This is a genomic window from Caulobacter sp. UNC358MFTsu5.1 (assembly GCF_000712075.1).
Lineage (GTDB): Bacteria > Pseudomonadota > Alphaproteobacteria > Caulobacterales > Caulobacteraceae > Caulobacter.
In genome coordinates, this window is sequence record NZ_JONW01000007.1 from 60,262 (window position 1) to 82,116 (window position 21,855).

19 protein-coding genes and 1 pseudogene are annotated in these 21,855 nt (G+C 70.2%); 10 read left to right on the top strand and 10 right to left on the bottom strand.

What is annotated here, in order from left to right; translation table 11 throughout:
• Window positions 1-106: 106 nt before the first annotated feature.
• From folD to BR39_RS0113045, 3 genes are read left to right on the top strand one after another with little or no spacing between them, the layout of a single operon-like run.
• Window positions 107-1,003, top strand: coding sequence for a bifunctional methylenetetrahydrofolate dehydrogenase/methenyltetrahydrofolate cyclohydrolase FolD (gene folD, locus BR39_RS0113035; protein WP_029912449.1), 897 nt, complete (start codon window positions 107-109; stop codon window positions 1,001-1,003).
• A complete protein-coding gene (locus tag BR39_RS0113040; RefSeq protein WP_029912452.1) occupies window positions 1,003-1,359 on the top strand; it encodes a cytochrome c5 family protein in 357 nt (118 codons plus the stop codon). Before folD ends, BR39_RS0113040 begins: the two co-directional genes overlap by 1 nt.
• Before the next feature lie 19 nt (window positions 1,360-1,378).
• Entirely contained in the window at window positions 1,379-2,776 is a 1,398-nt protein-coding gene (locus BR39_RS0113045) for a D-arabinono-1,4-lactone oxidase (RefSeq protein WP_029912455.1), read from the top strand.
• A gap of 4 nt (window positions 2,777-2,780) precedes the next feature.
• Here the strand turns inward: BR39_RS0113045 and BR39_RS0113050 are convergent, their stop codons facing one another.
• The 5 genes from BR39_RS0113050 to BR39_RS0113070 form a co-directional block, all read right to left on the bottom strand.
• A complete protein-coding gene (locus BR39_RS0113050) occupies window positions 2,781-3,623 on the bottom strand; it encodes an SAM-dependent methyltransferase (protein ID WP_029912458.1) in 843 nt (280 codons plus the stop codon).
• A 105-nt stretch (window positions 3,624-3,728) separates the two neighbouring features.
• A complete protein-coding gene (locus tag BR39_RS0113055) occupies window positions 3,729-4,211 on the bottom strand; it encodes a hypothetical protein (protein WP_029912462.1) in 483 nt (160 codons plus the stop codon).
• Window positions 4,212-4,331: 120 nt separating this feature from the next.
• Window positions 4,332-5,114 (bottom strand): NAD kinase, encoded by a 783-nt coding sequence (locus BR39_RS0113060; protein WP_029912465.1) that lies wholly within the window; start codon window positions 5,112-5,114, stop codon window positions 4,332-4,334.
• 49 nt (window positions 5,115-5,163) lie between these two features.
• Window positions 5,164-5,418 carry a hypothetical protein gene (locus tag BR39_RS0113065; protein ID WP_029912468.1) on the bottom strand — a complete coding sequence of 85 codons (255 nt, stop codon included), beginning with the start codon at window positions 5,416-5,418 and terminating at the stop codon, window positions 5,164-5,166.
• Window positions 5,419-5,432: 14 nt separating this feature from the next.
• Complete coding sequence (locus BR39_RS0113070) at window positions 5,433-6,518, bottom strand: DUF2336 domain-containing protein (RefSeq protein WP_035018468.1); 1,086 nt, start codon at window positions 6,516-6,518, stop codon at window positions 5,433-5,435.
• 184 nt (window positions 6,519-6,702) lie between these two features.
• On the opposite strand from BR39_RS0113070, the gene glpK reads away from it, so the two are divergent.
• Window positions 6,703-8,193 carry a glycerol kinase GlpK gene (glpK, locus tag BR39_RS0113075; protein WP_029912475.1) on the top strand — a complete coding sequence of 497 codons (1,491 nt, stop codon included), beginning with the start codon at window positions 6,703-6,705 and terminating at the stop codon, window positions 8,191-8,193.
• A 14-nt stretch (window positions 8,194-8,207) separates the two neighbouring features.
• Window positions 8,208-9,158: an SMP-30/gluconolactonase/LRE family protein gene (locus BR39_RS0113080; RefSeq protein ID WP_035018421.1), complete on the top strand. Its 951-nt coding sequence runs from the start codon at window positions 8,208-8,210 to the stop codon at window positions 9,156-9,158.
• A 50-nt stretch (window positions 9,159-9,208) separates the two neighbouring features.
• Here BR39_RS0113080 and BR39_RS0113085 read toward each other — a convergent pair whose 3' ends face one another.
• Entirely contained in the window at window positions 9,209-9,886 is a 678-nt protein-coding gene (locus tag BR39_RS0113085; protein WP_029912481.1) for a uracil-DNA glycosylase, read from the bottom strand.
• Between the two features lie 2 nt (window positions 9,887-9,888).
• Window positions 9,889-10,494 (bottom strand): NYN domain-containing protein, encoded by a 606-nt coding sequence (locus tag BR39_RS0113090; RefSeq protein WP_029912484.1) that lies wholly within the window; start codon window positions 10,492-10,494, stop codon window positions 9,889-9,891.
• Between the two features lie 14 nt (window positions 10,495-10,508).
• Between BR39_RS0113090 and folK the strand changes: the two genes are divergently transcribed.
• From folK to BR39_RS0113115, 5 genes are all read left to right on the top strand, one after another.
• On the top strand, window positions 10,509-11,027 hold the full coding sequence (folK, locus tag BR39_RS0113095; protein WP_051695624.1) for a 2-amino-4-hydroxy-6-hydroxymethyldihydropteridine diphosphokinase: 519 nt from the start codon (window positions 10,509-10,511) through the stop codon (window positions 11,025-11,027).
• A 188-nt stretch (window positions 11,028-11,215) separates the two neighbouring features.
• Window positions 11,216-13,264, top strand: coding sequence for a M13 family metallopeptidase (locus BR39_RS0113100; protein WP_029912490.1), 2,049 nt, complete (start codon window positions 11,216-11,218; stop codon window positions 13,262-13,264).
• A gap of 58 nt (window positions 13,265-13,322) precedes the next feature.
• Window positions 13,323-13,922 carry a YdeI family protein gene (locus BR39_RS0113105; protein WP_029912493.1) on the top strand — a complete coding sequence of 200 codons (600 nt, stop codon included), beginning with the start codon at window positions 13,323-13,325 and terminating at the stop codon, window positions 13,920-13,922.
• Window positions 13,923-14,076: 154 nt separating this feature from the next.
• Window positions 14,077-14,436 (top strand): DNA-directed RNA polymerase subunit omega, encoded by a 360-nt coding sequence (gene rpoZ / locus BR39_RS0113110; protein WP_007671240.1) that lies wholly within the window; start codon window positions 14,077-14,079, stop codon window positions 14,434-14,436.
• 95 nt (window positions 14,437-14,531) lie between these two features.
• Window positions 14,532-16,769 carry a bifunctional (p)ppGpp synthetase/guanosine-3',5'-bis(diphosphate) 3'-pyrophosphohydrolase gene (locus BR39_RS0113115; RefSeq protein WP_029912498.1) on the top strand — a complete coding sequence of 746 codons (2,238 nt, stop codon included), beginning with the start codon at window positions 14,532-14,534 and terminating at the stop codon, window positions 16,767-16,769.
• A 4-nt stretch (window positions 16,770-16,773) separates the two neighbouring features.
• On the opposite strand, the gene BR39_RS0113120 is transcribed toward BR39_RS0113115, so the two are convergent.
• The 3 genes and pseudogenes from BR39_RS0113120 to BR39_RS0113125 form a co-directional block, all read right to left on the bottom strand.
• Entirely contained in the window at window positions 16,774-18,798 is a 2,025-nt protein-coding gene (locus tag BR39_RS0113120; protein WP_369795643.1) for a PAS domain-containing protein, read from the bottom strand.
• 3 nt (window positions 18,799-18,801) lie between these two features.
• A pseudogene (locus BR39_RS27455) lies at window positions 18,802-19,269 on the bottom strand (GAF domain-containing protein); the annotation flags it as partial.
• A 106-nt stretch (window positions 19,270-19,375) separates the two neighbouring features.
• On the bottom strand, window positions 19,376-21,835 hold the full coding sequence (locus BR39_RS0113125; RefSeq protein WP_051695627.1) for an ATP-binding protein: 2,460 nt from the start codon (window positions 21,833-21,835) through the stop codon (window positions 19,376-19,378).
• Window positions 21,836-21,855: the final 20 nt, after the last annotated feature.

Sequence of the window (21,855 nt, forward strand, 5' to 3'; positions counted from 1 at the left end):
TCGGCTCTAGCATGATTGGGCGAAGCTCAAGCGACTTCTGACGCGCGTCCGCACATATTGCTTGTGACCGACCGAGAGGCTAGGCACGCGCAAACAGGAGACGCCGATGTCGGAAGCCAGAATCATCGACGGCAAGGCCTTCGCGGCCAAGCTTCGCGAAGACGTCGCCGCCGAGGTGGCGCGGCTGAAGGCCGAGCACGGCCTGACGCCGGGCCTGGCCGTGGTGCTGGTCGGCGAAGACCCCGCCAGCCAGGTCTATGTGCGCAGCAAGGGCGAGCAGACCCTGGCCGCCGGCATGCATTCCGAGACCCACCGCCTGCCGGCCGAGACCAGCCAGGCCGAGCTGCTGTCGCTGGTCGAACGGCTGAACGACGATCCGGCCATCCACGGCGTGCTGGTGCAGTTCCCCGTTCCCGACCACATGAGCCAGGCGGCCATCGTCGCGGCGATCTCGCCCGACAAGGACGTCGACGGCCTGACCGTGACCAACGCCGGCCGCCTGGCCAGCGGCCTGCCGGCCCTGACCTCGTGCACCCCGGCCGGCTGCATGGTGCTGCTCAAGGACGTGGTCGGCGACCTGTCGGGCAAGCGGGCGGTGGTGATCGGCCGCTCGAACCTGATGGGCAAGCCGATGGCCCAGCTGCTGCTGCAGGCCGACTGCACCGTCACCATCGCCCACTCGCGCTCCAAGGACCTGCCGGGCATCTGCCGCGAGGCCGACATCCTGGTGGCCGCCGTCGGCCGGCCCGAAATGGTCAAGGGCGACTGGATCAAGCCGGGCGCGGTGGTGATCGATGTCGGCATCACCCGCTTCCCGTCGCGCGATCCGGTCGCCGCGGCCGCCGGCAAGACCCGCCTGGTCGGCGACGTGGCCTTCGACGAGGCCAAGGCCGTGGCCGGGGCGATCACCCCGGTGCCGGGCGGCGTGGGCCCGATGACCATCGCCATGCTGCTGGCCAACACCGTCAGCGCGGCCAAGCGCCTGAACGGGGTCGCCGAATAGTGCGGATCCCGGCCGCCCTGGTCCTGGCCGCGGGCCTGGCGGCCTGTTCCCAGCCCGTCCCGCCCGCGCCGACGCCGGCCCAGGCCCTGGCGCTGGCGCCGGCCGATCCGCGGCTGGCGGCGCTGTACGGCGAGTCCTGCAAGGCCTGCCACGCGATCCCCGGCACGGGCGCGCCGCTGGTCCATGACCGAAAGGCCTGGGACCCGCGCTGGAAACAGGGTGAGGCCGTACTGCTGGACCACGCCGTCCAGGGCTTCCAGGCCATGCCGGCCGGCGGGCAATGCGCCGCTTGCACCCCGAACGATTTCAACGCTCTGATACGCTTCATGGCGGGGCGCGAAGATCCCGCTCGATAAGATCGCGGGGGGCGGACGGATGACGATATCGAGACGGGGGGCGCTGCTGGCCGGCGCGGGCCTGGGCGTCGCGGCGGTCGGCGGCGGCTATGCGGTCGCCACCCACGACAAGCCCGAGCCGCCGGCCCCGCCGACCACCGACGCCAGGGGCCATCTGCTGTGGCGCAACTGGTCGGGCGTGCAGCACGCCTATCCCGCCGCCCGCCTGGCCCCCAAGACCGAGGCCGAGGTCGCCCAGGGGCTGAAGACCGCCGTGGCGCCGATCCGCCCGGTGGGGGCCGGCCACTCGTTCACCGCCCTGGCGCCCACCGACGGCACGCTGGTGTCGCTGGACGGGCTGTCGGGGATCATCGCGTGGGAGGGCGACGAGGCGATCGTCGCGGCCGGTACGCGTCTGGGCGCCCTGGGACCAGCCCTGGCCGCCAAGGGCCGGGCCATGGCCAATCTGCCCGACATCAACAAGCAGGCCCTGGCCGGGGCCCTGGCCACCGGCACCCACGGCACGGGCGCGACCCTGAAGGCCCTGCACGGCGACGTCGCCGCCCTGCGCCTGATCACGCCCAAGGGCGAGGTCATCGACTGCGGCGCGCATCGCGACGCCGACGTCTTCCAGGCCGCGAAGGTCTCGCTGGGCGCGCTGGGGGTGATCACCCAGGTCCGGCTGAAGACCACGGCCAACCGCCGGCTGGAGCGTAACGTCTGGCTGGAACCGTTCGAGGACGCCCTAGCCCAGGCGGAGGCGCGCTGGGCCAAGCACCGCAATTTCGAGTTCTACGCCGTGCCGTTCACGGGCCTGGCCGCCTGCATCAGCCACGACGAGACCGACGCGCCGGCGATCCCGCGCGGCCCGGACCAGGACACCGTCTTCCTCGACGCCCTGAAGGGCCTGCGCAACCTGCTGGGCTTCTCGGCCCCGCTGCGCAAGGCGGCCGCCAGGGCCCTGCTGGGCGGGACCAAGCCGGAAAAGGCGATCGACGAGGGCTGGAAGCTGCTCTCCACCGAACGGCCGGTGCGCTTCAACGAGATGGAGTACCACCTGCCGGCCGGCGTGCAGCTGAAGGCCCTGGCCGAGATCGTGGCCATCATCGAGAAGGAGCGGCCCGACGTCTTCTTCCCGATCGAATGCCGCCGCATCGCGCCCGACGACGCCTGGCTGTCGCCTTCTCAAGGCGAACCTCGGGGCTCCATAGCGGTCCACGCCCACTACAAGGACGAGTTCGCCTTCCTCTACACCCTGATCGAGCCGATCTTCCGCCGCTACGGCGGCCGGCCGCATTGGGGCAAGCTGCACAGCGTCTCGGGCGACCAGTTGGCCGGGCTCTATCCGCGCTGGAACGACTTCCTGAAGGTGCGGGCCCAGCTCGATCCGGACGGGCGGATGCTCAATCCGTACCTGAAGGGGCTGTTCGGGGTCTGAGCGCTCAGGCCGTCCGCGCCAGCACCACGTGGCCGCCGCGCTCGGGCCCGGCGCGGCCGGCGCCGGGCCAATAGCGTTCGGCGAGGCCTTTCGGGCCCAGGTCCTCGATCTCGGCGAAGCCCAAGCCCGTCAGCGTCTCGCGCAGGGCCGGCGGTTCGAAATAGCTGAGCCACGGCTCGCCCAGCGCCGCGACGCGCTCAGAGCGGGCCTGGTGCGCCGCGCGGGCCTCGTCGGACAGGGCGGCGGGCGGGTCGGCGTAGTCGAAGGCGACCTCGGCGCCGCCGGGCAGGCTCCCGATCGCCGCCAGGGGGGCGCGCACCGCCTCGGGCGTCAGATAGGGGATCACGCCCAGCCACATGAAGAAGGTCCGCCGGGTCGGGTCCAGGCCCGCCGCCGCCAGGCCGTCCAGCAGGGCCTCGCGCTCGAAGTCGACGGGGGCGTGGACGACGTCGTCGGGGACGGCGATGCCGGCTTCGTCCAGGCGGCGACGTTTCCAAGCCTGGGTGGCGGGATGGTCGACCTCGAACACCCGCAGCCGGTCGGCCAGCGGATTGCGGTAGGCGAAGGTGTCCAGCCCCGCGCCCAGCACCACCAGCTGGCTGACGCCGCGCTGTTCGACGCCGGCCGCCAGGGCGCTTTCGGCCAGGTGGGCGCGGGCGGCGATGAACACTCGCATCCCCCGCCGCTCGGGATGGGCCAGGGCGTCCTTCGCCACGCTTTCGGCGTCCTGGCCCAGGATGCGCAGGGCCAGCGGATCGCTGAAGATCAGGCCGCGCTCCAGCACCTGATGGGCGGCGCGGTGCGTGGCCGCCATCCAGGCCGTGCGGCTGGGTTCTTGTTCGAGCATGTGATCCCCTGCGTGGTCGAGGTCGGGAGATAGGGCGGGGACCGCGCATGCAAAAGGCCCCGGCGCGGACCGGGGCCTTTGGAAAGGTCTAGTTTGGGAAGGTGATCAGCCGGCCAGGTATTCGGCGACCTTGGCTTCCAGCTCGGCGGCCAGGACCTTGCCCACGGGGTGGGTGTCGACCTTGATGTCGTCGCGCACGCAGGCCTTGATGGCGTCGATGTGGGCGTCGACCAGGAACATCGGCGCGCTCAGGCGGGTCTCGGGGTCGTCGATCAGCCGGCACAGCGAGGCGGCCAGGCGGGTGATCAGCGGGAATTCGTAGGTGGCGCCCAGGCCCTTCAGGTCGTGGGCGCGCAGATAGAGGGTCTCGACCGTCTCGGCGGTCAGGCCCTGGGCGCGGACTTCCTGGCGGGCCGCTTCCAGCTTGACGATCTCGTCGTTGAGCCACTGGGCGAAGTTGCCCGACAGGCTTTTCAGCGCGGCTTCGGCCTTGGCGATGGCCGCCATATCGATCCCGCCACGACCGCCAACCTTGAGCTTGAGCATGTTCGGCACCTGAATCACTTCCGCGGCGGACTTGTTGGTCACGGACGCTTCCCCCTGGGCATTGGTCTGAAATGTAGGATCAAGGCGTTAACATTAGATGAGACGCCCATTTCTACCCTGACCAAAGGGCGGGGAGCGCCCTGACCAATAAGTCCAACGTTGTCAGGCCGAGAACTGCTCTGTCAGGACCCGCTCCTCGAGGCTTCGACCGGCGTCGAAGAGCATGGAGAGGCTGGCGCTGCTGTCCTCGGCGATGTGGACCTCGACGACGTCGCGGACCTCGAAGTTATCGGCCACGGCGCTGACGGGTCTCTTATCGCATTCCAGGATCTCGAACGTCACCCTGGCCGACTGCGGCAAAAGCGCGCCGCGCCAGCGCCTGGGGCGGAAGGCGCTGATCGGGGTGAGGGCCAGCACCTGGGCGCCGATCGGGATGATCGGGCCGTGGGCCGACAGGTTGTAGGCGGTGGAGCCGGCCGGGGTGGCCAGCAGGGCGCCGTCGCAGACCAGCTCGCCCATCCGCACCTTGCCGTCGATGCTGATGCGCAGCTTGGCGGTCTGCCGGGTCTGGCGCAGCAGCGACACCTCGTTGATGGCCAGGGCCCGGTGCTGCTTGCGGTTGGCGTCGATGGCGACCATGGCCAGCGGGTGGATCACGGCCCGCTCGGCGGCGTTGATCCGCTCCAGCAGGCCGTCCTCGCTGTACTCGTTCATCAGGAAGCCGACCGAGCCGCGGTTCATGCCGTAGATCGGGGTCTGGCGCTGCAGGGTCTCGTGCAGGGTCTCCAGCATGAAGCCGTCGCCGCCCAGCGCCACGATCACCTGGGCGTTCTCGTCGCCGACGTCGCCGTAGCGCGCGATCAGCCGCTCGCGCGCCTCCTGCGCCTCGGGGCGGTCGCTAGCCTTGAAGGTCAGGCGAGTCACGAAGGGCAGGGGCTGGAACATTGCGCCAAGTGGCTGGATCGGCGGCGGGTTGTCAAACCGGTGCTGGGCCTCAGTCGCGCAGCGGGTCTTGTTCGTCGGTGAAGGTCCCCGAGAACCATGCGGCGAGCGCCCATCGCGTCGCGACGCAGGCGATCGACGAGACGATCAGCGTCGCGACCAGGGCGGAACGGATGGTCGGGTCGAAATGTCGTCCGCCCGCCAGGTCGAAGACCAGCAGCGCGCCGGCGATCAGGGCCAGGGCCAGGGTCGTCCACAGGCAGCGGACGGCGTGGACCCGTCCCCGATTGGAAGAGAAGCCGCTCATCGGTCCCTGGGGTCTCAGGCCGCGCTGACCGCCTGGCGGAAGGCCATGGCCGCGATGTCGGGCGCGAACGGGCCGAACGCGCCGCTGGCCTTGCGGGCGGCTTCGGGGCCGCCGCCGGGGCGACCGCCGTTCAGTTCGCGCACATGGGCCAGGATGGTCGGGAAGACGCTGCGGTCGATGCCGACGGCCGAGCAGGCCAGGGCCAGCAGTTCGGGGCGGTTGCTGTCGATCGCGCGGCGGACCTGGCGCACGTCGAAGCGGCCCAGGCGGGCCAGGGCGAACAGGAACAGCGGCAGGCGGCGCTCGCGCAGCACCCGCAGCAGGTAGCCGGGCCGCAGCTGGCCGGCGGCGTCCAGCTTCTCGACCAGGGCCGCCTCCATCTCCTCGCGGTCCTCGGCCTGCTCGACGGTCGGCTTGTCCACCAGCGGCGCCCCGGCGTGGGCGGCGCGCAGCGAGGCTTCGACGGCCAGGGCCATCTTGTCGGGATCCAGCTGGAAGCGGCTGATCAGGCTGTCGCGCAGGGCGCGGCCCACCCACAGGTACAGCTGCTCGGCCAGGTCGCTGGACAGGTTCGGATGCCGGGCCAGGGGCGAGCGCAGGGCGACCACGTCGCGCGCCTTGTCGACCAGTCGGCGCAGGCCCTCGGGCGAGATCTGGGCGGTCGGATTGCTGGCCAGGGCGGTCAGCACGGCCGACTCGTCCTTGGCCAGGATGGCGTCGACCACGGCCGGCGACAGCTGGGGCCGGCGGGCGATCTCGATCTGGTGCTCCAGGGTGGCCTGGACCAGCAGGCGGATCAGGTCGTGGTCCTGCAGGATCGGGCTGCGGGCGATGATCGGCCGGGCGATCTCGATCTCGTCGAGCGCCAGGATGTTGATCAGGGCCGGCGGGGCCCAGGTCGCGTCGGCCAGGCTCTGGGCCAGGCGGGCGCGGATGTCGCGCTCGGCCTCGACCACCAGGGTCATGAAGATCGAATCGAGCAGGATCTGGACCTCGGGCGCGGTCGGCTGGCCGCGCGCCTGGCCCGCGTCGCACATCTCCACGATGCCGGCGAGCAGGCGCTCGCGATCGGCCGGCTCGCGGCTGCGGGCCAGGGACAGGAGCTGCGCGGTCTGGGCGGCCTGGCTCAACCAGCCTCCTCGAAATCCAAGCTTAACCAAGACGGACCTTGGCGGCGTCAGATGAAAACATGCTTAAACAGGTGAATCCACGCAGGGCGATGACAAGCGTCGCGATGCCGCAGGACAAGACCGTCGGAAGCACGGCGAGGGAGACGAAAGACGCATGGGCCAACCTCTGATCCTCGCGCTCGATCAGGGCACCACCAGCACCCGGGCCATCCTGTTCCAGGCCGACGGCAAGCCGGTCTGCGACGCCAGCCGGCCGCTGCGCCAGAGCTATCCCCGCGACGGCTGGGTCGAGCACGACGCCGAGGAGATCTACGCCGCCTGCGTGGGCGTGCTGCGCGACACGGTCGAGAAGTGCGACCGCGACGCCGCCGACATCGCCGCCCTGGGGATCACCAACCAACGCGAGACGGTGGTGGTGTGGGACAAGGCCACCGGCCGCCCGATCCATCCGGCCGTCGTCTGGCAGGACCGCCGCACGGCGGATGTCTGCGACCGCCTGCGCGACGCGGGTCACGAACCCGCCGTCACCGCCGCCACGGGCCTGCTGCTGGATCCCTATTTCTCGGGCACCAAGATCGCCTGGATCCTGGACAAGGTGCCCGGCGCGCGGGCCCGGGCCGAGGCCGGCCAGCTGCTGTGCGGCACGATCGACACTTGGGTGATCTGGCGGCTGACCGGCAACCGGGTCCACGCCACCGACGCCACCAACGCCTCGCGCACCCTGCTGTTCGACATCCAGGCCCAGGCCTGGTCGGACGAGATGCTGGCGCTGCTGAACGTGCCGCGAGCCCTGCTGCCGACCGTGTTGGACTGCGCGGCCGACTATGGCGAGGTGACGGCCGACATCCTGGGGCGGCCGTTGCCGATCCGCGGCGTGGCCGGGGACCAGCAGGCGGCGCTGATGGGGCAGGGCTGCATCCGGCCCGGCGAGATGAAGGTCACCTACGGCACCGGCGGCTTCATGCTGGTCAACACCGGCGAGGATCGTCCGCATTCCGCCTCGCGCCTGCTGACCACCGTGGCGGCCCGGGTGGGCGGCCGCACGACCTACGCCCTGGAAGGCTCGATCTTCGTGGCCGGGGCGGCGATCCAGTGGCTGAACGAGGGCATGGGCGTCACCGGCGGCCCGCGCGGGGCCGAGGCCCTGGCCCGCTCGGCGCGCGACGGCCACGGGGTGGTCGTGGTGCCGGCCTTCACCGGCCTGGGCGCGCCCTGGTGGGACGCCGAGGCGCGGGGCGCGGTGTTCGGCCTGACCCGCGACGCCGGCCTGGCCGAGATCGCCCTGGCCACCTTCGACAGCTGCGTCTTCCAGGGGCGCGACCTGATCGAGGCCATGCGGGCCGACGCGCCCTCGGCCTTCGAGGACGCGGCCCTGCGCATCGACGGCGGCATGGCCAGGAGCGCCTGGTTCAGCCAGCGGCTGGCCGACCTGACCGGCATCCCCGTGCACCGCGCCAGCTACCAGGAGACCACGGCCCTGGGCGCGGCCCTGTTCGCCGGGGTCGGGGCGGGGGTCTACGCCTCGGTCGAGGAGGCGGTCCAGGCGCGTCCCGAGGCGGAGATGCTGACCCCGGGCGTCAGCGTCAACGTCCGCGAGGAGGCCTATGCGCGGTGGCTCGACGCCTTGCCCAGAGTGCGTTCGTGAGTACGAGTTCCCAAATGACCTACCCCATCGTCGGCCGGATCCACCGCCTCTCCCCGAAGCTCGACGCCGTGATCGCGCCGGACGCCCGGATCCAGCAACTGGCCGACGGCTTCATCTGGTCGGAGGGGCCGGTCTGGGTCCGCGACGGCGGTTACCTGGTGTTCTCGGACGTGCCGGGCAACGTCATGTACCGCTGGAGCGAGACGGACGGCCTGTCCGAGTTCCTCAACCCGTCCGGCTATGACGGCCCGCCCACCGACGCCTTCGCCGAGCCGGGCCAGAACGGCATGGCCCTGGACGCCGCCGGTTTCCTGCTGGCCTGCGACCACGGCAACCGGGCCCTGGCCCGGATCGACCTGAAGACGAAGAAGAAGACCTTCGTGATCGACCGCTGGCGGGGCAAGCGGTTCAACAGCCCCAACGACCTGGCGGTGGCCAAGTCGGGCGCGATCTACTTCACCGATCCGACCTACGGCCTGAAGGGCCGCAACGCCTCGCCGCTGCGCGAGCTGGACTTCAACGGCGTCTATCGCCTGCGTCCCGACGGCGGCCTGGACCTGCTGGACGCCGACCTGACCTTCCCGAACGGGATCGCCCTGTCGCCGGACGAGCGCCGGCTGTACGTCTCGGTCTCCGATCCCGACGGACCCGAGCTGGTGGTCTACGACCTGGGGGTGGACGGCCTGCCGACGGGCAAGGAACTGTTCTTCGACGCCATGCCGCTGCGGGTCGCCGGCGGCCCGGGCCTGCCGGACGGCATGTGCCTGGACACCGGGGGGCGGCTCTACGCCACGGGGCCGGGCGGGGTGCTGGTGCTGACGCCGGAGGCCGAGCTGATCGGCGTGATCGAGACCGGCACGGCCATCGCCAACTGCGCGTTCGGCGAGGACGGGAGTACGCTGTTCCTGGCCTCGAACCACACGCTGGCGCGAGTGCGGCTGAAGACGACGGGTCTGGTCTGGTGAACCGGCTGGGGACAGTCGCATGCGACTGTCCCCATCAGTAGACTCGGCGCCTACGGATTGGCGTCCAGATACGCCTTCACCCGGGCGAACAGCTCCTCGAACATCGGCGTGGTCAGCCGGCCGGTGTTCGTGTTCAGCCGCGAGCAGTGATAGCTGTTGAACACCCGATACGGACCCGCCTGGAACTCCGTGCCGTGGCCGGGCAGGCCCGCCGAGGCCTTCAGGCCCAGGGCTTTCAGCAGGTTGCGGCGCGAGACGTCGCCCAGGGTGACGATGGCCTTCAGCTTGGGGAACATCTCCAGCCGCGCCGTCAGGAACGGCCGGCAGTTGTTCTCTTCCGAGGTCTCGGGCTTGTTGCCGGGCGGGGCGCAGCGGACGGCGTTGGTCACCGCCGCCCCGATCAGCTTCAGGGAGTCGTCGGGCCGGGCCTCGAACTTGCCGGTGGCGAAGCCATACTTGATCAGGGTGTCGTAGAGCAGGGTCCCGGCATAGTCGCCGGTGAACGGCCGGCCGGTGCGGTTGGCGCCCTTGCGGCCTGGGGCCAGGCCCACGACCAGCAGTCGGGCCTCATGGTCGCCGAACGACGGGGCGGGGCCGTTGAACCAGTCGGGATACAGGTCCTGGTTCTCGCGGCGATAGGCCACCAGGCGCGGGCACAGCGGGCAGTCGCGCGGCGGCTCGGCGGGCGAGGGGACGACCTCGCCGGGGATGTTGGAGTGCTGGGCCATGACTAGTCCTCGTCGTCCTGATCACGCTCGGCGCCGCGCGCCGGCTCGGTGACGAAGCGGGGCAGGGGGTTCCGGCTGGCCTGCGGACGGCCGATGATGTTGCCCAGGTCGGCCAGGTCCACGAAGTTGTCGGCCTGGCGGCGCAGGTCGTCGCTGGTCATCGGCGGCTGGCTCTTCATGGTGGAGACCACCGTGACCCGGCGGCCCTTGCGCTGGACGGCCTCGACCAGGGCGCGGAAGTCGCCGTCGCCCGAGAACAGCACCAGGTGGTCGACCGTGGCGGCCATCTCCAGCATGTCGACGGCGATCTCGATGTCCATGTCGCCGCGCCAGCGCTTGCGGCCTTGGCTGTCGGTGAACTCGCGGGCCGGCTTGGTCACCAGGGTGAAGCCGTTGTAGTCCAGCCAGTCGACCAGCGGCCGGATCGGGGAATACTCCTCGTTCTCGGCGATGGCGGTGTAGTAATAGGCGCGCACCAGCACCCCGCGCTTGCGGAACTCGTCCAGCAGCTTGCGGTAGTCGATATCGAAGCCCAGGGCCTTGGCGGCCGAAAAGAAATTGGCCCCGTCGATGAACAGCGCCAGGCGCTCGGTCGGGTAGAAGGTCACGTGATCGGAATTCCTTGAAAAATCAGCTCGATCAAAATGGACTGGACCAGGCGGTGGTGGTCGCCCTGGGCTGCAGCCTGCCTGGATCATACCCGAGTCGCGAGGCCCTGCTGGAAGCGGCCGTCGAGGCCCTGGCGGCCGAGGGGCTGGCGGTGACCGCGCGCTCGTCCTGGTGGACCTCGGCCGCCTGGCCCGACCCGACGGCGCCGGCCTATCTGAACGGCGTGGCGCTGGTCGAGACGGCCCTGACGGCGGACGGGACCCTGGCGGCCCTGCACCGCATCGAGGCCCGCTTCGGCCGCGTCCGCGCCGAGGCCAACGCTCCGCGCACCCTGGACCTGGACCTGATCGCCCACGGCCGGACGGTGCTGGAGGGCGCGGTGGTCGTCCCGCATCCCCGGGCGCACGAGCGGCTGTTCGTGACGGGACCTCTGGCCCAGATCGCGCCGGAGTGGCGGCACCCGGTCAGCCGACGGACGGCGGTGGATTTGACTACGACCGCCTCGGTGGGAACGGACGCGAGACCTGTGTGAGACTTGGGGACACGCGCATGCGCATGTCCCCGGCCGCGGCTCCGACGGGGATATGCACTTGTGCGTGTCCCCAACCGCTTCAGCGACATTGCCAAACTTTAATTCGCCCCCCGGCCAAGGCGGTTCGATAGTCCGCGCCAAATCGTGCTGAGCGCCCTCGCGCCCGCGCCCCCTGGGGACCATCCTTCATGACCTTCACCCGTACGCTGCTCGCCTGCGCCGCCGTCGGCGCGCTGCTGACCTCCGCGCCCGCCTTCGCCGCCGACCTGAAGAGCGGCGTCGACAAGTCGGCCTTCGACACCTCGATCAAGCCGGGCGACGAGTTCTGGACCTACGCCAACGGGACGGCGATCAAGGCCAATCCGATCCCGCCGGACCGCAGCAGCTACGGCGTCGGCGCCATCCTGGTCGAGAAGACCGCCAAGCGCACGGTCGACCTGATCCAGGACGCGGCCAAGGCCGGCGGCAACGCCGACGCCAAGAAGGTGGGCGACTACTACGCCAGCTACATGGACGAGGCGGCCATCGAGAAGGCCGGGCTGGCGCCGATGCAGGCGGGCCTGGCGCGGATCGCGGCGATCAAGACCCGCACCGACCTGGCCAAGGTGCTGGGCGGCAACGTCCGCGCCGACGTCGACGCCCTGAACGCCACCGACTTCTACACCGACAACGTCCTGGGCCTGTGGGCTTCGCCGGCGTTCGACGACACCAGCAAGTACGCGCCGTTCCTGCTGCAGGGCGGCCTGGGCATGCCCGACCGCGAATACTACCTGTCGGACAAGGACGCGATGAAGACCGTCCGGGCCAAGTATCAGGCCCACATCGCCAAGGTCCTGGCCCTGGGCGGCGTCGCCGACGCCGAGGCCAAGGCCGCCCGGATCATGGCGCTGGAGACCAAGCTGGCCCAGGCCTCGGGCAGCCGCGCCGACAGCGCCGACGTCCAGAAGGCCAACAACAGCTGGACCCAGGCCGACTTCGCGACCAAGGCCCCGGGGCTGGACTGGAAGACCTTCTTCACCGCCGCCGGCCTGGGCGACCAGCCGCGCTTCATCGTCTGGCATCCGACCATGGTGGTCGGCCTCGGGCAGGCCGCCGCCGGCGAGAGCGTCGACACCTGGAAGGACTACCTGGCCTTCCACTACCTGGACCACTATTCGAACCTGCTGCCCGAGGCGTTCGTGGACGAGCGCTTCGCCTTCTACGGCAACGCGCTGTCGGGCACGCCGCAGCTGGCGGCGCGCTGGAAGCGCGGGGTCAACTCGACCAACGCCGTGCTCGGCGAGGTGGTCGGCAAACTCTATGTCGAGCAGTACTTCCCGGCCCAGTCCAAGGCCGAGGTCGCGTCGATGGTCGACAACATCAAGGCCTCGTTCGTGCGTCGCATCGACGGGCTGGACTGGATGGACCCGGCGACCAAGGCCGAGGCCCGCCGCAAGGTCGAGGTGTTGAAGGTCGGCGTCGGCTATCCCGACAAATGGCGCGACTATTCGGCCCTGGAGATCGTGCGCGGCGACCCGGTCGGCAACGTCCAGCGCTCGGAGAAGTTCGAGACCGCCTACTGGATCGGCCAGCTGGGCAAGCCGGTCGATCGCGGCCAGTGGGTGATGACGCCCCAGACCGTCAACGCCGTGAACCTGCCGATGCTGAACGGCCTGAACTTCCCGGCCGCCATCCTGCAGTCGCCGTATTTCGACGCCGAGTTCGATCCGGCGGCCAACTACGGCGGCACCGGAGCCACGATCGGCCACGAGGTCAGCCACAGCTTCGACGACCAGGGCGCCCAGTTCGACAGCCAGGGACGCCTGCGCAACTGGTGGACGCCCAGCGACTACGACCACTTCCAGAAGGCCGGAACGGCCCTGGCCGACCAGTTCGACGGCTACAAGCCGTTCCCCGACCTGGCCGTGAACGGCAAGCAGACGCTGAGCGAGAACATCGCCGACGTCGCCGGCCTGGCCGCGGCCCTGGACGCCTACCACGCCTCGCTGGGCGGCAAGCCGGCCCCGGTGATCGACGGCCTGACCGGCGACCAGCGGTTCTTCCTGGCCTTCGCCCAGAGCTGGCGCGGCTATGACCGGCCCGAGGCCCTGCGCCAGCAGCTGGTCACCGACGGCCACGCCCCCGACCAGTACCGCGCCGACACGGTCCGCAACCTCGACGCCTGGTACGCCGCCTTCGACATCAAGCCGGGCGACGCCCTGTACCTGCCGCCAGAAAAGCGCGTGAAGGTCTGGTAGGGCAGGTCCTTCAAGTCCCGGGCCTCGCGCCCGGGACGCTCTTGCCCGAGAACCGCCGATGGCCCCGATCAAGGTTGATCCCGCCCACGTCCGCGAATTCGTCGACGCCGACGCCTTCCATGACTGGCTGTCGCGTCACCACGACAAGGAGGACGAGGTGTGGATCAAGATCCACAAGGTGGACTCGGGCCTGCCGTCGATCACCGCCAAGCAGGCGATCGACGTGGTGCTGTGCTGGGGCTGGATTGACGCGGTCCGCAAGGCCTTCGACGACAAGAGCTTCCTCCAGCGCTACACGCCGCGCGGCCGCAAGAGCATCTGGAGCCAGATCAACGTCGACAACGTGGCCCGCCTGGTCGACGAGGGGCGGATGACCCCGCACGGCCTGCGCGAGGTCGAGGCGGCCAAGGCCGACGGCCGCTGGGACCGCGCCTACGCCGCCGGCAAGGACATGAAGATCCCCGACGATCTCCAGGCCGCCATCGACGCCAGTCCGAAGGCCAAGGCGATGCTGGCCAAGCTGTCGGCGCAGAACCGCTTCGCCCTGGCCTTCCGCACCCACAACATGAAGACCGAGGCCGGCCGCAGGAAGAAGATCGAGACCTTCGTCGCCATGCTGGAGCGCGGCGAGACGATCCATCCGCAGAAGAACCGTTAGGGCGGGGCGCCTCCGCGCCGTTCCGCTGGACTTCTCCCGACGAACACGGCATAAGCGCCCCCTCGCGAAAGCCGGGACTCTACCGATGCGGCGTTGTGTAACGCCGCCCGAGACCCTATTTTGCGATAACCAAGGCTCATAGCCCGAGGAATTCATGGCCCGCGTCACCGTCGAAGATTGCGTCGAGAAGGTCCCGAACCGCTTCGCTCTGGTCCTGCTGTCCGCCCACCGGGCGCGCGGCATCTCGGCCGGCGCCTCGCTGCTCGTCGATCGCGACAACGACAAGAACCCCGTCGTCGCCCTGCGCGAGATCGCCGACGACGTGGTCGATCACGAGGGCCTCAAGGAACAGCTGATCACCACGCTGCAACGCGTCGATGAGCACACCGAAGCCGAGGAAGAGGCCGAAACCCTCGCCCTGCTGGCCGATCCCACCCACATGCAGATGAGCGAACTCGAACTCGTTCGCGCCCTGCAGAGCGACCGCGACGGCGGTCAGGAGGAGCGGTACTGAGCCCCGACGGCGCAGACCCTCTGATCCTTGAAGCGGCGCCCGCCGCCGCTCCGTCCGAACGCGCGCCCGATCCTGGATCGGGCGCGTCGTCGTCTGTGGCCCCGGCCGCTCCCCCCGCCAATGATGGCCCGGCGCCGACCCCCGCGCCCAAGCCGCGCCAGAAGTTCCTCCGCCAGTACGAGCTGATCGAGCGCGTCCACGCCTACGATCCGACGGCCGACGAGGCCCTGCTGAACCGGGCCTATGTCTACGCCATGCGCATGCACGGCTCGCAGACCCGGGCCAGCGGCGACCCCTACTACGCCCACCCGATCGAGGTGGCCGGCATCCTCACCGAATACCGGCTGGACACCGCGACCATCGTCACCGCCCTGCTGCACGACGTGATCGAGGACACCCCGGTCACCAAGGAGGAGATCGCCAAGCTGTTCGGCGAGGAGATCGCCGAGCTGGTCGAGGGCGTCACCAAGCTGTCGAAGCTGGAGCTGCAGGCCGAGCACGCGCGCCAGGCCGAGAACCTGCGCAAGTTCATCCTGGCCATCTCCAAGGACGTCCGCGTCCTGCTGGTCAAGCTGGCCGACCGTCTGCACAACATGCGGACGCTGCACTACATCAAGAGCCAGGCCAAGCGCGAGCGCATCGCCCGCGAGACGCGCGACATCTACGCGCCCCTGGCCCGCAACATCGGCTGCCACCGCATCTGCACCGAGCTGGAGGAGCTGTCGTTCGAGCACACCAATCCGGTGGCCCGCAACGCGATCATCCGGCGCCTGGACACCCTGCGCGCCGAGCAGGGCGGGGCGGTGGCCCTGGTCAGCCAGGAAATCTCGGCCCGCCTGGAATCGGCCGGCTTGCCGGCCCGGGTCTTCGGCCGCGAGAAGTCGCCCTATTCGATCTGGCGCAAGCTGCAGCGCAAGTCGATCGGCTTCTCCCAGATGTCCGACATCTACGCCTTCCGCGTGATCGTCGACTCCGAGGAAGACTGCTACCGCGCCCTGGGCGTGGTGCATCGCGCCTGGTCCAGCGTGCCCGACCGCTTCAAGGACTTCATCTCGACCCCCAAGCGCAACAACTACCGCTCGCTGCACACCACCGTGGTGGGGCCGCGCGGCATGCGCATCGAGATGCAGATCCGCACCGAGGCGATGGACCGGGTCAACGAGGACGGGGTGGCCGCCCACTTCCGCTACAAGGACGCCTCGTACGGCCTGGACCTGGAAGGCATGGAGGCCGCCGGCGGCCGCGATCCGCTGGCCAACCTGCGCCAGCTGGTCCAGGTGCTGGAGCACGGCGGCGACGCCGAGGAGCTGGTCGAGCACGCCAAGCTCGAGATGTTCCTGGACCAGGTGTTCGTGTTCACGCCCAAGGGCAAGCTGGTCAGCCTGCCGCGGGGCGCGATGCCCCTGGACTTCGCCTATGCGGTCCACACCAGCGTCGGCGACACCTGCATCGGCGTGAAGATCAACGGCGAGCTCAAGCCGCTGCGCACCCTGCTCAACAACGGCGACGTGGTCGAGGTGGTGCGGGGCTCCAAGCCCGTGGTGCCGCCGGACTGGCGCTCGCTGACGGTGACGGGCCGCGCCCGCTCGGCCATCCGCCGCCACATCCGCCAGACCGAGAAGGAAGAGTTCCTGCGCCTGGGCCGGGCCTCGGTGGAGCAGGTGTTCGAACGGGCCGGCAAGAAGCTGAAGGACGTGTCGCTGCGGCCGATCCTGGAGCGCTTCGCCCTGGAGACGGAAGAGGGCCTGTTCGACGCGGTCGGCCGCGGTCGCGTCCTGCCGGGCCAGGTGCTGGAGACGGCCTTCCCGGGCATGAAGGACGCGGTGATGGCCGAGGCCACGGCGCGCCGCAAGATCGAGGGCGCCACGGCCGCCCGGCTCTATGTGCGCGGCGGCGGCCTGACCCCCGGCGTGTCGCTGCACTTCGCCCACTGCTGCAGCCCGGTGCCGGGCGACCGCATCGTCGGCATCGTGCGCGAGGACGGCGAGGGCCTGGACGTCCACACGATCGACTGCCCCAAGCTGGCCGAATACGAGGACCGCGAGGACCTCTGGCGCGACCTGAACTGGACGCCCGAGGCCGAGCGCGAGACCGTGTCGCTGGCCCGCCTGCACGCCACGATCGGCAACGCGCCGGGCGTGCTGGGCCAGGTCTGCACGATCATCGGCGAGGCCGGCGGCAATATCGTCAACCTGCGCATGCACCACCGCCAGAGCGACTTCTTCGACGTCGATATCGACGTCGAGGTGCGGGACGCCAAGCACCTGACCAACATCTCGGCGGCGCTGCGCACCTGCCCGACGGTCGAGACCGTGGACCGGACGCGGGGCTAGGGCCTCACTCCGCCGTGGACTTGGCGCGCAGCATCCGATCCACCCGCCCGGCCAGGTCGGCGACGGCGAAGGGCTTGGTCAGCACCTCCATGCCGGGCTGGATGTGGCCGTGGTTGAGGACCGCGTTCTCGGCGTAGCCGGTGATGAACAGCACCTTGAGGTCCGGGCGCAGCACCCGCGCGGCGTCGGCCACCTGGCGGCCGTTCAGGCCGCCGGGCAGGCCCACGTCGGTGATCAGCAGGTCGATCCGCGCTTCCGACTGCAGGACCTTCAGGCCCGCCGGGCCGTCCGCCGCCTCGGCGCAGGCGTAGCCCAGCTCGGCCAGGGTATCCATGATCAGCATGCGGATGGTCGGCTCGTCGTCCACCACCAGCACGGTCTCGCCGGCGCTGGCCTGGGGGAACGGGGCGAGGGGAAGGACCTCCTCGATCTCCTCGTCGCCGAAATGGCGGGGCAGGTAGACGCAGACCATCGTCCCGTGGCCCAGTTCGGAATAGATGCGGACGTGGCCGTGCGACTGCTTGGCGAAGCCGTAGACCATCGACAGGCCCAGGCCCGTGCCTTCGCCCAGGGGCTTGGTCGTGAAGAAGGGGTCGAACACCCGCTCCTGGATCGCCTTGTCCATGCCCACGCCGGTGTCGCTGACGCAGACGGTGACATACTGGCCGGGCTCGATGCCGCGCTCGGCGGCCGCGCGGCGGTCCAGCCAGGTGTTGCCGGTCTCGATGGTGATGCGCCCGCCGTCCGGCATGGCGTCGCGGGCGTTGATGCACAGGTTCAGAAGGGCGTTTTCCAGCTGGTTGGCGTCGACCAGGGTCGGCCACAGGCCGGCGGCGGCGACGGTCTCCACGGCGATCGAGGGTCCCACGGTGCGCCGCACCAGGTCGACCAGCTCGGTCATCAGCCGGTTGATCACGACAGGCTTGGGCGACAGCGTCTGGCGGCGCGAGAAGGCCAGCAGGCGATGGGTCAGGGCGGCGGCCCGCCGCGCGGCCCCCTGGCCGGCGGCCAGGTAGCGCTCGACGTCGTGGGTGCGGCCCTGGGACAGCCGCGTGCCGATCATCTCGAACGAGCCGGCGATGCCCGACAGCAGGTTGTTGAAGTCGTGGGCAAGGCCGCCGGTCAGCTGGCCCACGGCCTCCATCTTCTGGGCCTGCCGCAGGGCGTCCTCGGCCTCCTTCAGCCGCTCCTGCTCCAGCAGGCGCTCGGTGACGTCGTAGACGAACTGGTAGGCGCCGGTCCGTTCCCCGTGCTCGTCCCGCAGCACGCCGAACCGCATCTCGTAGCAGCGGCGGTCGCGGTCGGGCGAGCCGAACTCGGCGACCTCGACGAACTCCTCGCCGGCCAGGGCGCGAGCCCAGACCTCGCGCACCTGGGCCTGGTTCTCGGGCTGGTCGGCCAGCAGGTCCAGCATGCTGTCGCCGACGCTGGGCCGAAGGCCGAAGATCCTTTCGAACTCGCGCGCGGCCGCCCCGTTGATGGCCAGCCAGCGGAAATCGAGATCGGCCACCTGGACGAAGGCGTTGGTGCCCTCGACGATGTCGGCCAGGATCCTGCGTTCGGCCAGGGCGGAGGCGACGCGGGCCTCCAGCGTCTCGTTCAGCTGGCGCAGGGCCAGTTCGGCCTTGCGGCGTTCGGTGACGTCCTGGAACAGCACCGCCACCTGCCGGCGGCTGGGCGGTTCGATCCGGAACGACGACAGCGACAGGTGGCGGCCGGTGGCGATCAGCTCCTGCTCGAAGCGGATCGGCTGGCCGGTCCGCAGCACGGCGCCGTAGCGCTCGACCCAGCTGTCGGCCTCGTCGCCGACCATCTCGCGCAGCTTCTGCCCGACCACGTCGGGGATGCCGGCGTGACGGGCGTAGGCGGCGTTGGCGTCCACGTGGACATAGTCGCTGAGCGGCCCGTGCGGGCCGTCGAAGAACTCGATGATGCAGAAACCCTCGTCCATCGAGTCGAACAGGGTGCGGTACTGCCGCGCGTCCTCGTCGCGCTTGCGCAGCGACAGCCGCAGGTCCAGCTGGCTCATCACCTGGCGGGCCAGGACCTGCAGGGTCCGCTGCTGCAGGGCGGTCAGCGCCTTGGGTTCGGTGTCGAGCACGCACAGCGTGCCGATCGGCAGGCCCTCGGGCGTCTTGAGCAGGGCGCCGGCGTAGAAGCGCAGGCCCGGCTGGCCCGTCACCAGCGGATTGCCCTGGAACCGCGCGTCGGTCGTGGCGTCGGGCACCAGCAGGAAGTCGTCCTCGAGGATGGCCTTGGCGCAGAACGAGGTCTCCAGCGGCGTCTCGCGCACGCCCAGCCCGACCTCGGCCTTGAAGAACTGCCGGTCCTCGTCGATCAGGTTGACCACGGCGATGGGCGCGCCGCAGATCTCGGCCGCCAGTTGGACGATCTCGTCGAAGGCGGCTTCGCGCGGCGTGTCGAGGATCTCGTAGCGGCGCAGCGCCTGGAGGCGTCGCGCCTCCCGCGTTTCCCGCTCGGCCCCTTCGGCCTCATCCATGATGGTCACGACACCCGCCCCAGGCCTCTACGGCTTTCCCGACGCCATGAACCCCGCGCCGCCCGTCGGCTATGACGCTTAGCTTGGCGATGGGTTCCCGAAAATCCTATCCGACCGGCGCAGGCTCGTTCGTCGCCGCCAGGCGCAGGGTGTGCGACAGCTCCTCGACCGAATAGGGCTTGTGCAGCAGCGGGAAGCCGTGATGGGCGTCGGTGGCCAGCACATGGCTGTAGCCGCTGGTCAGCACCACCCGGGTCGAGGGCCAGCGCGCCTTGACGATCCGCGCCAGCTCGACGCCGCCGATCCCGGGCATGACCACGTCGCTGAACACAATGTCGAACGTCGCGCCACCCTCCAGCCGCGCCAGGGCCTCCACCGCGTTGCACGCCAGCTCGGTGCGATAGCCCAGGTCCTGCAGCAGCTGGGTCGCGAACTCGCCGATCGCCGCGTTGTCCTCGACCACCAGGACGCGCCCGTCATGGCGGCTGCGGAGCGGTGCGCGCGAGGCGTCGGCGGCGCTTTCGACGCGCCGGGTGCGGGGCAGGTAGAGGGTGAAGGTCGAGCCGTGTCCCACGCGGCTTTCCACCGCCACATCGCCGCCCGACTGCTTGGCGAAGCCGTAGACCTGGCTCAGGCCCAGGCCGGTGCCTCGCCCCACCTCCTTGGTGGTGAAGAAGGGCTCGAAGATCCGCGCGAGGTCGTCCTCGGCGATGCCGTAGCCCCCGTCCGCCACGGCCACGGTGACGAAGTCGCCGCGGCTGGCCGCGTGGCCGCGGATGGCGGGGATCGCGTCGGCCGCGTCGATGCGGACCGCCAGAACGCCTTCGCCGTCCATGGCGTCGCGGGCGTTGATCGCCAGATTGATCAGGGCGGTCTCGAACTGGTTGATGTCGGACTCCACGAAGCAGTCCTCGCACAGGGTCGAGATATCCAGCCGGATGGGCGCGCCCAGGATCGACCGCAGCATGTCGCCCAGGGTCTCGACCTTGGTGGCGACGTTGAAGTGCTCGGGCTTCAGGGCCTGGCGGCGCGAGAAGGCCAGCAGCTGGCTGGTCAGCTTGGCGGCTCGGTCGGCCGTGTCCGAGATGGCGTCGATGTAACGGCGGCGGCGGTCGATCGGCAGGTCGCGGCTGCGCAGCAGGTCGGCCGACGAGCGGATCACGGTCAGCAGGTTGTTGAAGTCGTGGGCGACGCCGCCGGTCAGCTGGCCGATGGCCTCCATCTTCTGGGCCTGGCGCAGGGCCTCCTCGGCCTGTTTCAGCGCCTGCGCCTGCTGCTTCTCGTCGGTGATGTCGCGGCCGTAGCCGTAGACCAGGCCGTCCTCGAACGCGGTGTTCCACGAGATCCAGCGCACGCCGCCGTCCAGGGTGCGGTAGCGGTTCTCGAAGCCGGTGACCTGAGAGCCGTGGAAGACCGCCTCGAGCGCGTGGTCGGTGACGACGGCGTCCTCGTTCACGACGAAATCCGCGATGCGACGGCCGACCACGTCCTCGACGCGATGACCCAGGATGCGGGTCCAGGCCGGGCTGACCGATTGGAAAACGCCGTCACTATCGACCACCACCATCAGGTCGCGGGCGTTGGTCCAGATGCGGTCCGACCGTCGCCGCTCGTCCTCGACGTTGCGGGCCTGGGCGAAGGCCCCGGCCGCGCGGTCGGCGACCAGGGTCGCCAGGTCGCGCAGGCCCTGGTCGTCGCGACGGTGCGGGTTGAGGCCCAGCACCAGGATCGCCGCCGGCTCGCCGTGCGCGCTGGGGATCGGGACGATCAGGCTCTCGGTCGGCGGGATCGACCAAGCGCCCGTCGGATAGGTCCCCTGGGGCAGGCGGAGTTGGACCGGGGCCGGGCCGATGTCCTCCAGCGGCCAACGACGCTGGAGCAGGTCGCGCCCTTCCTCGGTGGCCGAGCAACCGACCAGCCCGCCCAGCGGGTCGCTCACATAGGCCAGGGCGAAGGGGAAATCCTCGGTGTTGGCCGCCAGGGCGTCGCAAATCCCCTGCAGCACGGTGTCGTGGGTCACCGCACCGATCAGGCATTCGCCCAGGCGACGCAGGGTCCCCAGCCGCCGCTCGCTGATCACCCGCTCGGTCTCCTCGGTGACGACGCACATCAAGCCCTTGATGTCGGTCCCCTCGCGCAGCGGGCTGTAGGAGAAGGTGTGGTAGGTCTCCTCGGGATAGCCGCTGCGCTCGAGCAGCAGCAGCAAGGCCTTGTTCCAGGTGGGGACGCCCTGGCGCACCGAATGGACCTGGGCCTCGACGTCGGCGTAGACCTCGCGCCAGACCTCGTGGAACGGCCGGCCCAGGGCCGTCGGATGCTTGATCCCCAGGGTCGGGATGTAGGCGTCGTTGTAGAAGAAGCGTAGATCGTCGCCCCAGCCCAGCCACATCTCGAACCGCGAGGTCAGCATCATGGCCAGCGGCGTCTTCAGGCCGGTGGGCCAGGTCTCGGGCGGACCCAGCGGGGAATCGGACCAGTCCGCCTCGCGCATGCGGCGCGCCATCTCGCTGTCGCCCGGGAAGACCTGGGCGAGCGTCAGGCTCCTGTCGAGAGGCGCAAGGTCCACGAGGTTTCCAGCGAAGCGGC

What these genes read in the sequence shown, in the direction of transcription:
- folD (WP_029912449.1), top strand. Translation starts at nt 107, where the DNA reads ATGTCGGAAGCCAGAATCATCGACGGCAAGGCCTTCGCGGCCAAGCTT.
- BR39_RS0113045 (WP_029912455.1), top strand. Translation starts at nt 1,379, where the DNA reads ATGACGATATCGAGACGGGGGGCGCTGCTGGCCGGCGCGGGCCTGGGC.
- BR39_RS0113050 (WP_029912458.1), bottom strand. Translation starts at nt 3,623, where the DNA reads ATGCTCGAACAAGAACCCAGCCGCACGGCCTGGATGGCGGCCACGCAC.
- BR39_RS0113060 (WP_029912465.1), bottom strand. Translation starts at nt 5,114, where the DNA reads ATGTTCCAGCCCCTGCCCTTCGTGACTCGCCTGACCTTCAAGGCTAGC.
- BR39_RS0113065 (WP_029912468.1), bottom strand. Translation starts at nt 5,418, where the DNA reads ATGAGCGGCTTCTCTTCCAATCGGGGACGGGTCCACGCCGTCCGCTGC.
- glpK (WP_029912475.1), top strand. Translation starts at nt 6,703, where the DNA reads ATGGGCCAACCTCTGATCCTCGCGCTCGATCAGGGCACCACCAGCACC.
- BR39_RS0113080 (WP_035018421.1), top strand. Translation starts at nt 8,208, where the DNA reads ATGACCTACCCCATCGTCGGCCGGATCCACCGCCTCTCCCCGAAGCTC.
- BR39_RS0113085 (WP_029912481.1), bottom strand. Translation starts at nt 9,886, where the DNA reads ATGGCCCAGCACTCCAACATCCCCGGCGAGGTCGTCCCCTCGCCCGCC.
- BR39_RS0113100 (WP_029912490.1), top strand. Translation starts at nt 11,216, where the DNA reads ATGACCTTCACCCGTACGCTGCTCGCCTGCGCCGCCGTCGGCGCGCTG.
- BR39_RS0113105 (WP_029912493.1), top strand. Translation starts at nt 13,323, where the DNA reads ATGGCCCCGATCAAGGTTGATCCCGCCCACGTCCGCGAATTCGTCGAC.
- rpoZ (WP_007671240.1), top strand. Translation starts at nt 14,077, where the DNA reads ATGGCCCGCGTCACCGTCGAAGATTGCGTCGAGAAGGTCCCGAACCGC.
- BR39_RS0113120 (WP_369795643.1), bottom strand. Translation starts at nt 18,798, where the DNA reads ATGAGCCAGCTGGACCTGCGGCTGTCGCTGCGCAAGCGCGACGAGGAC.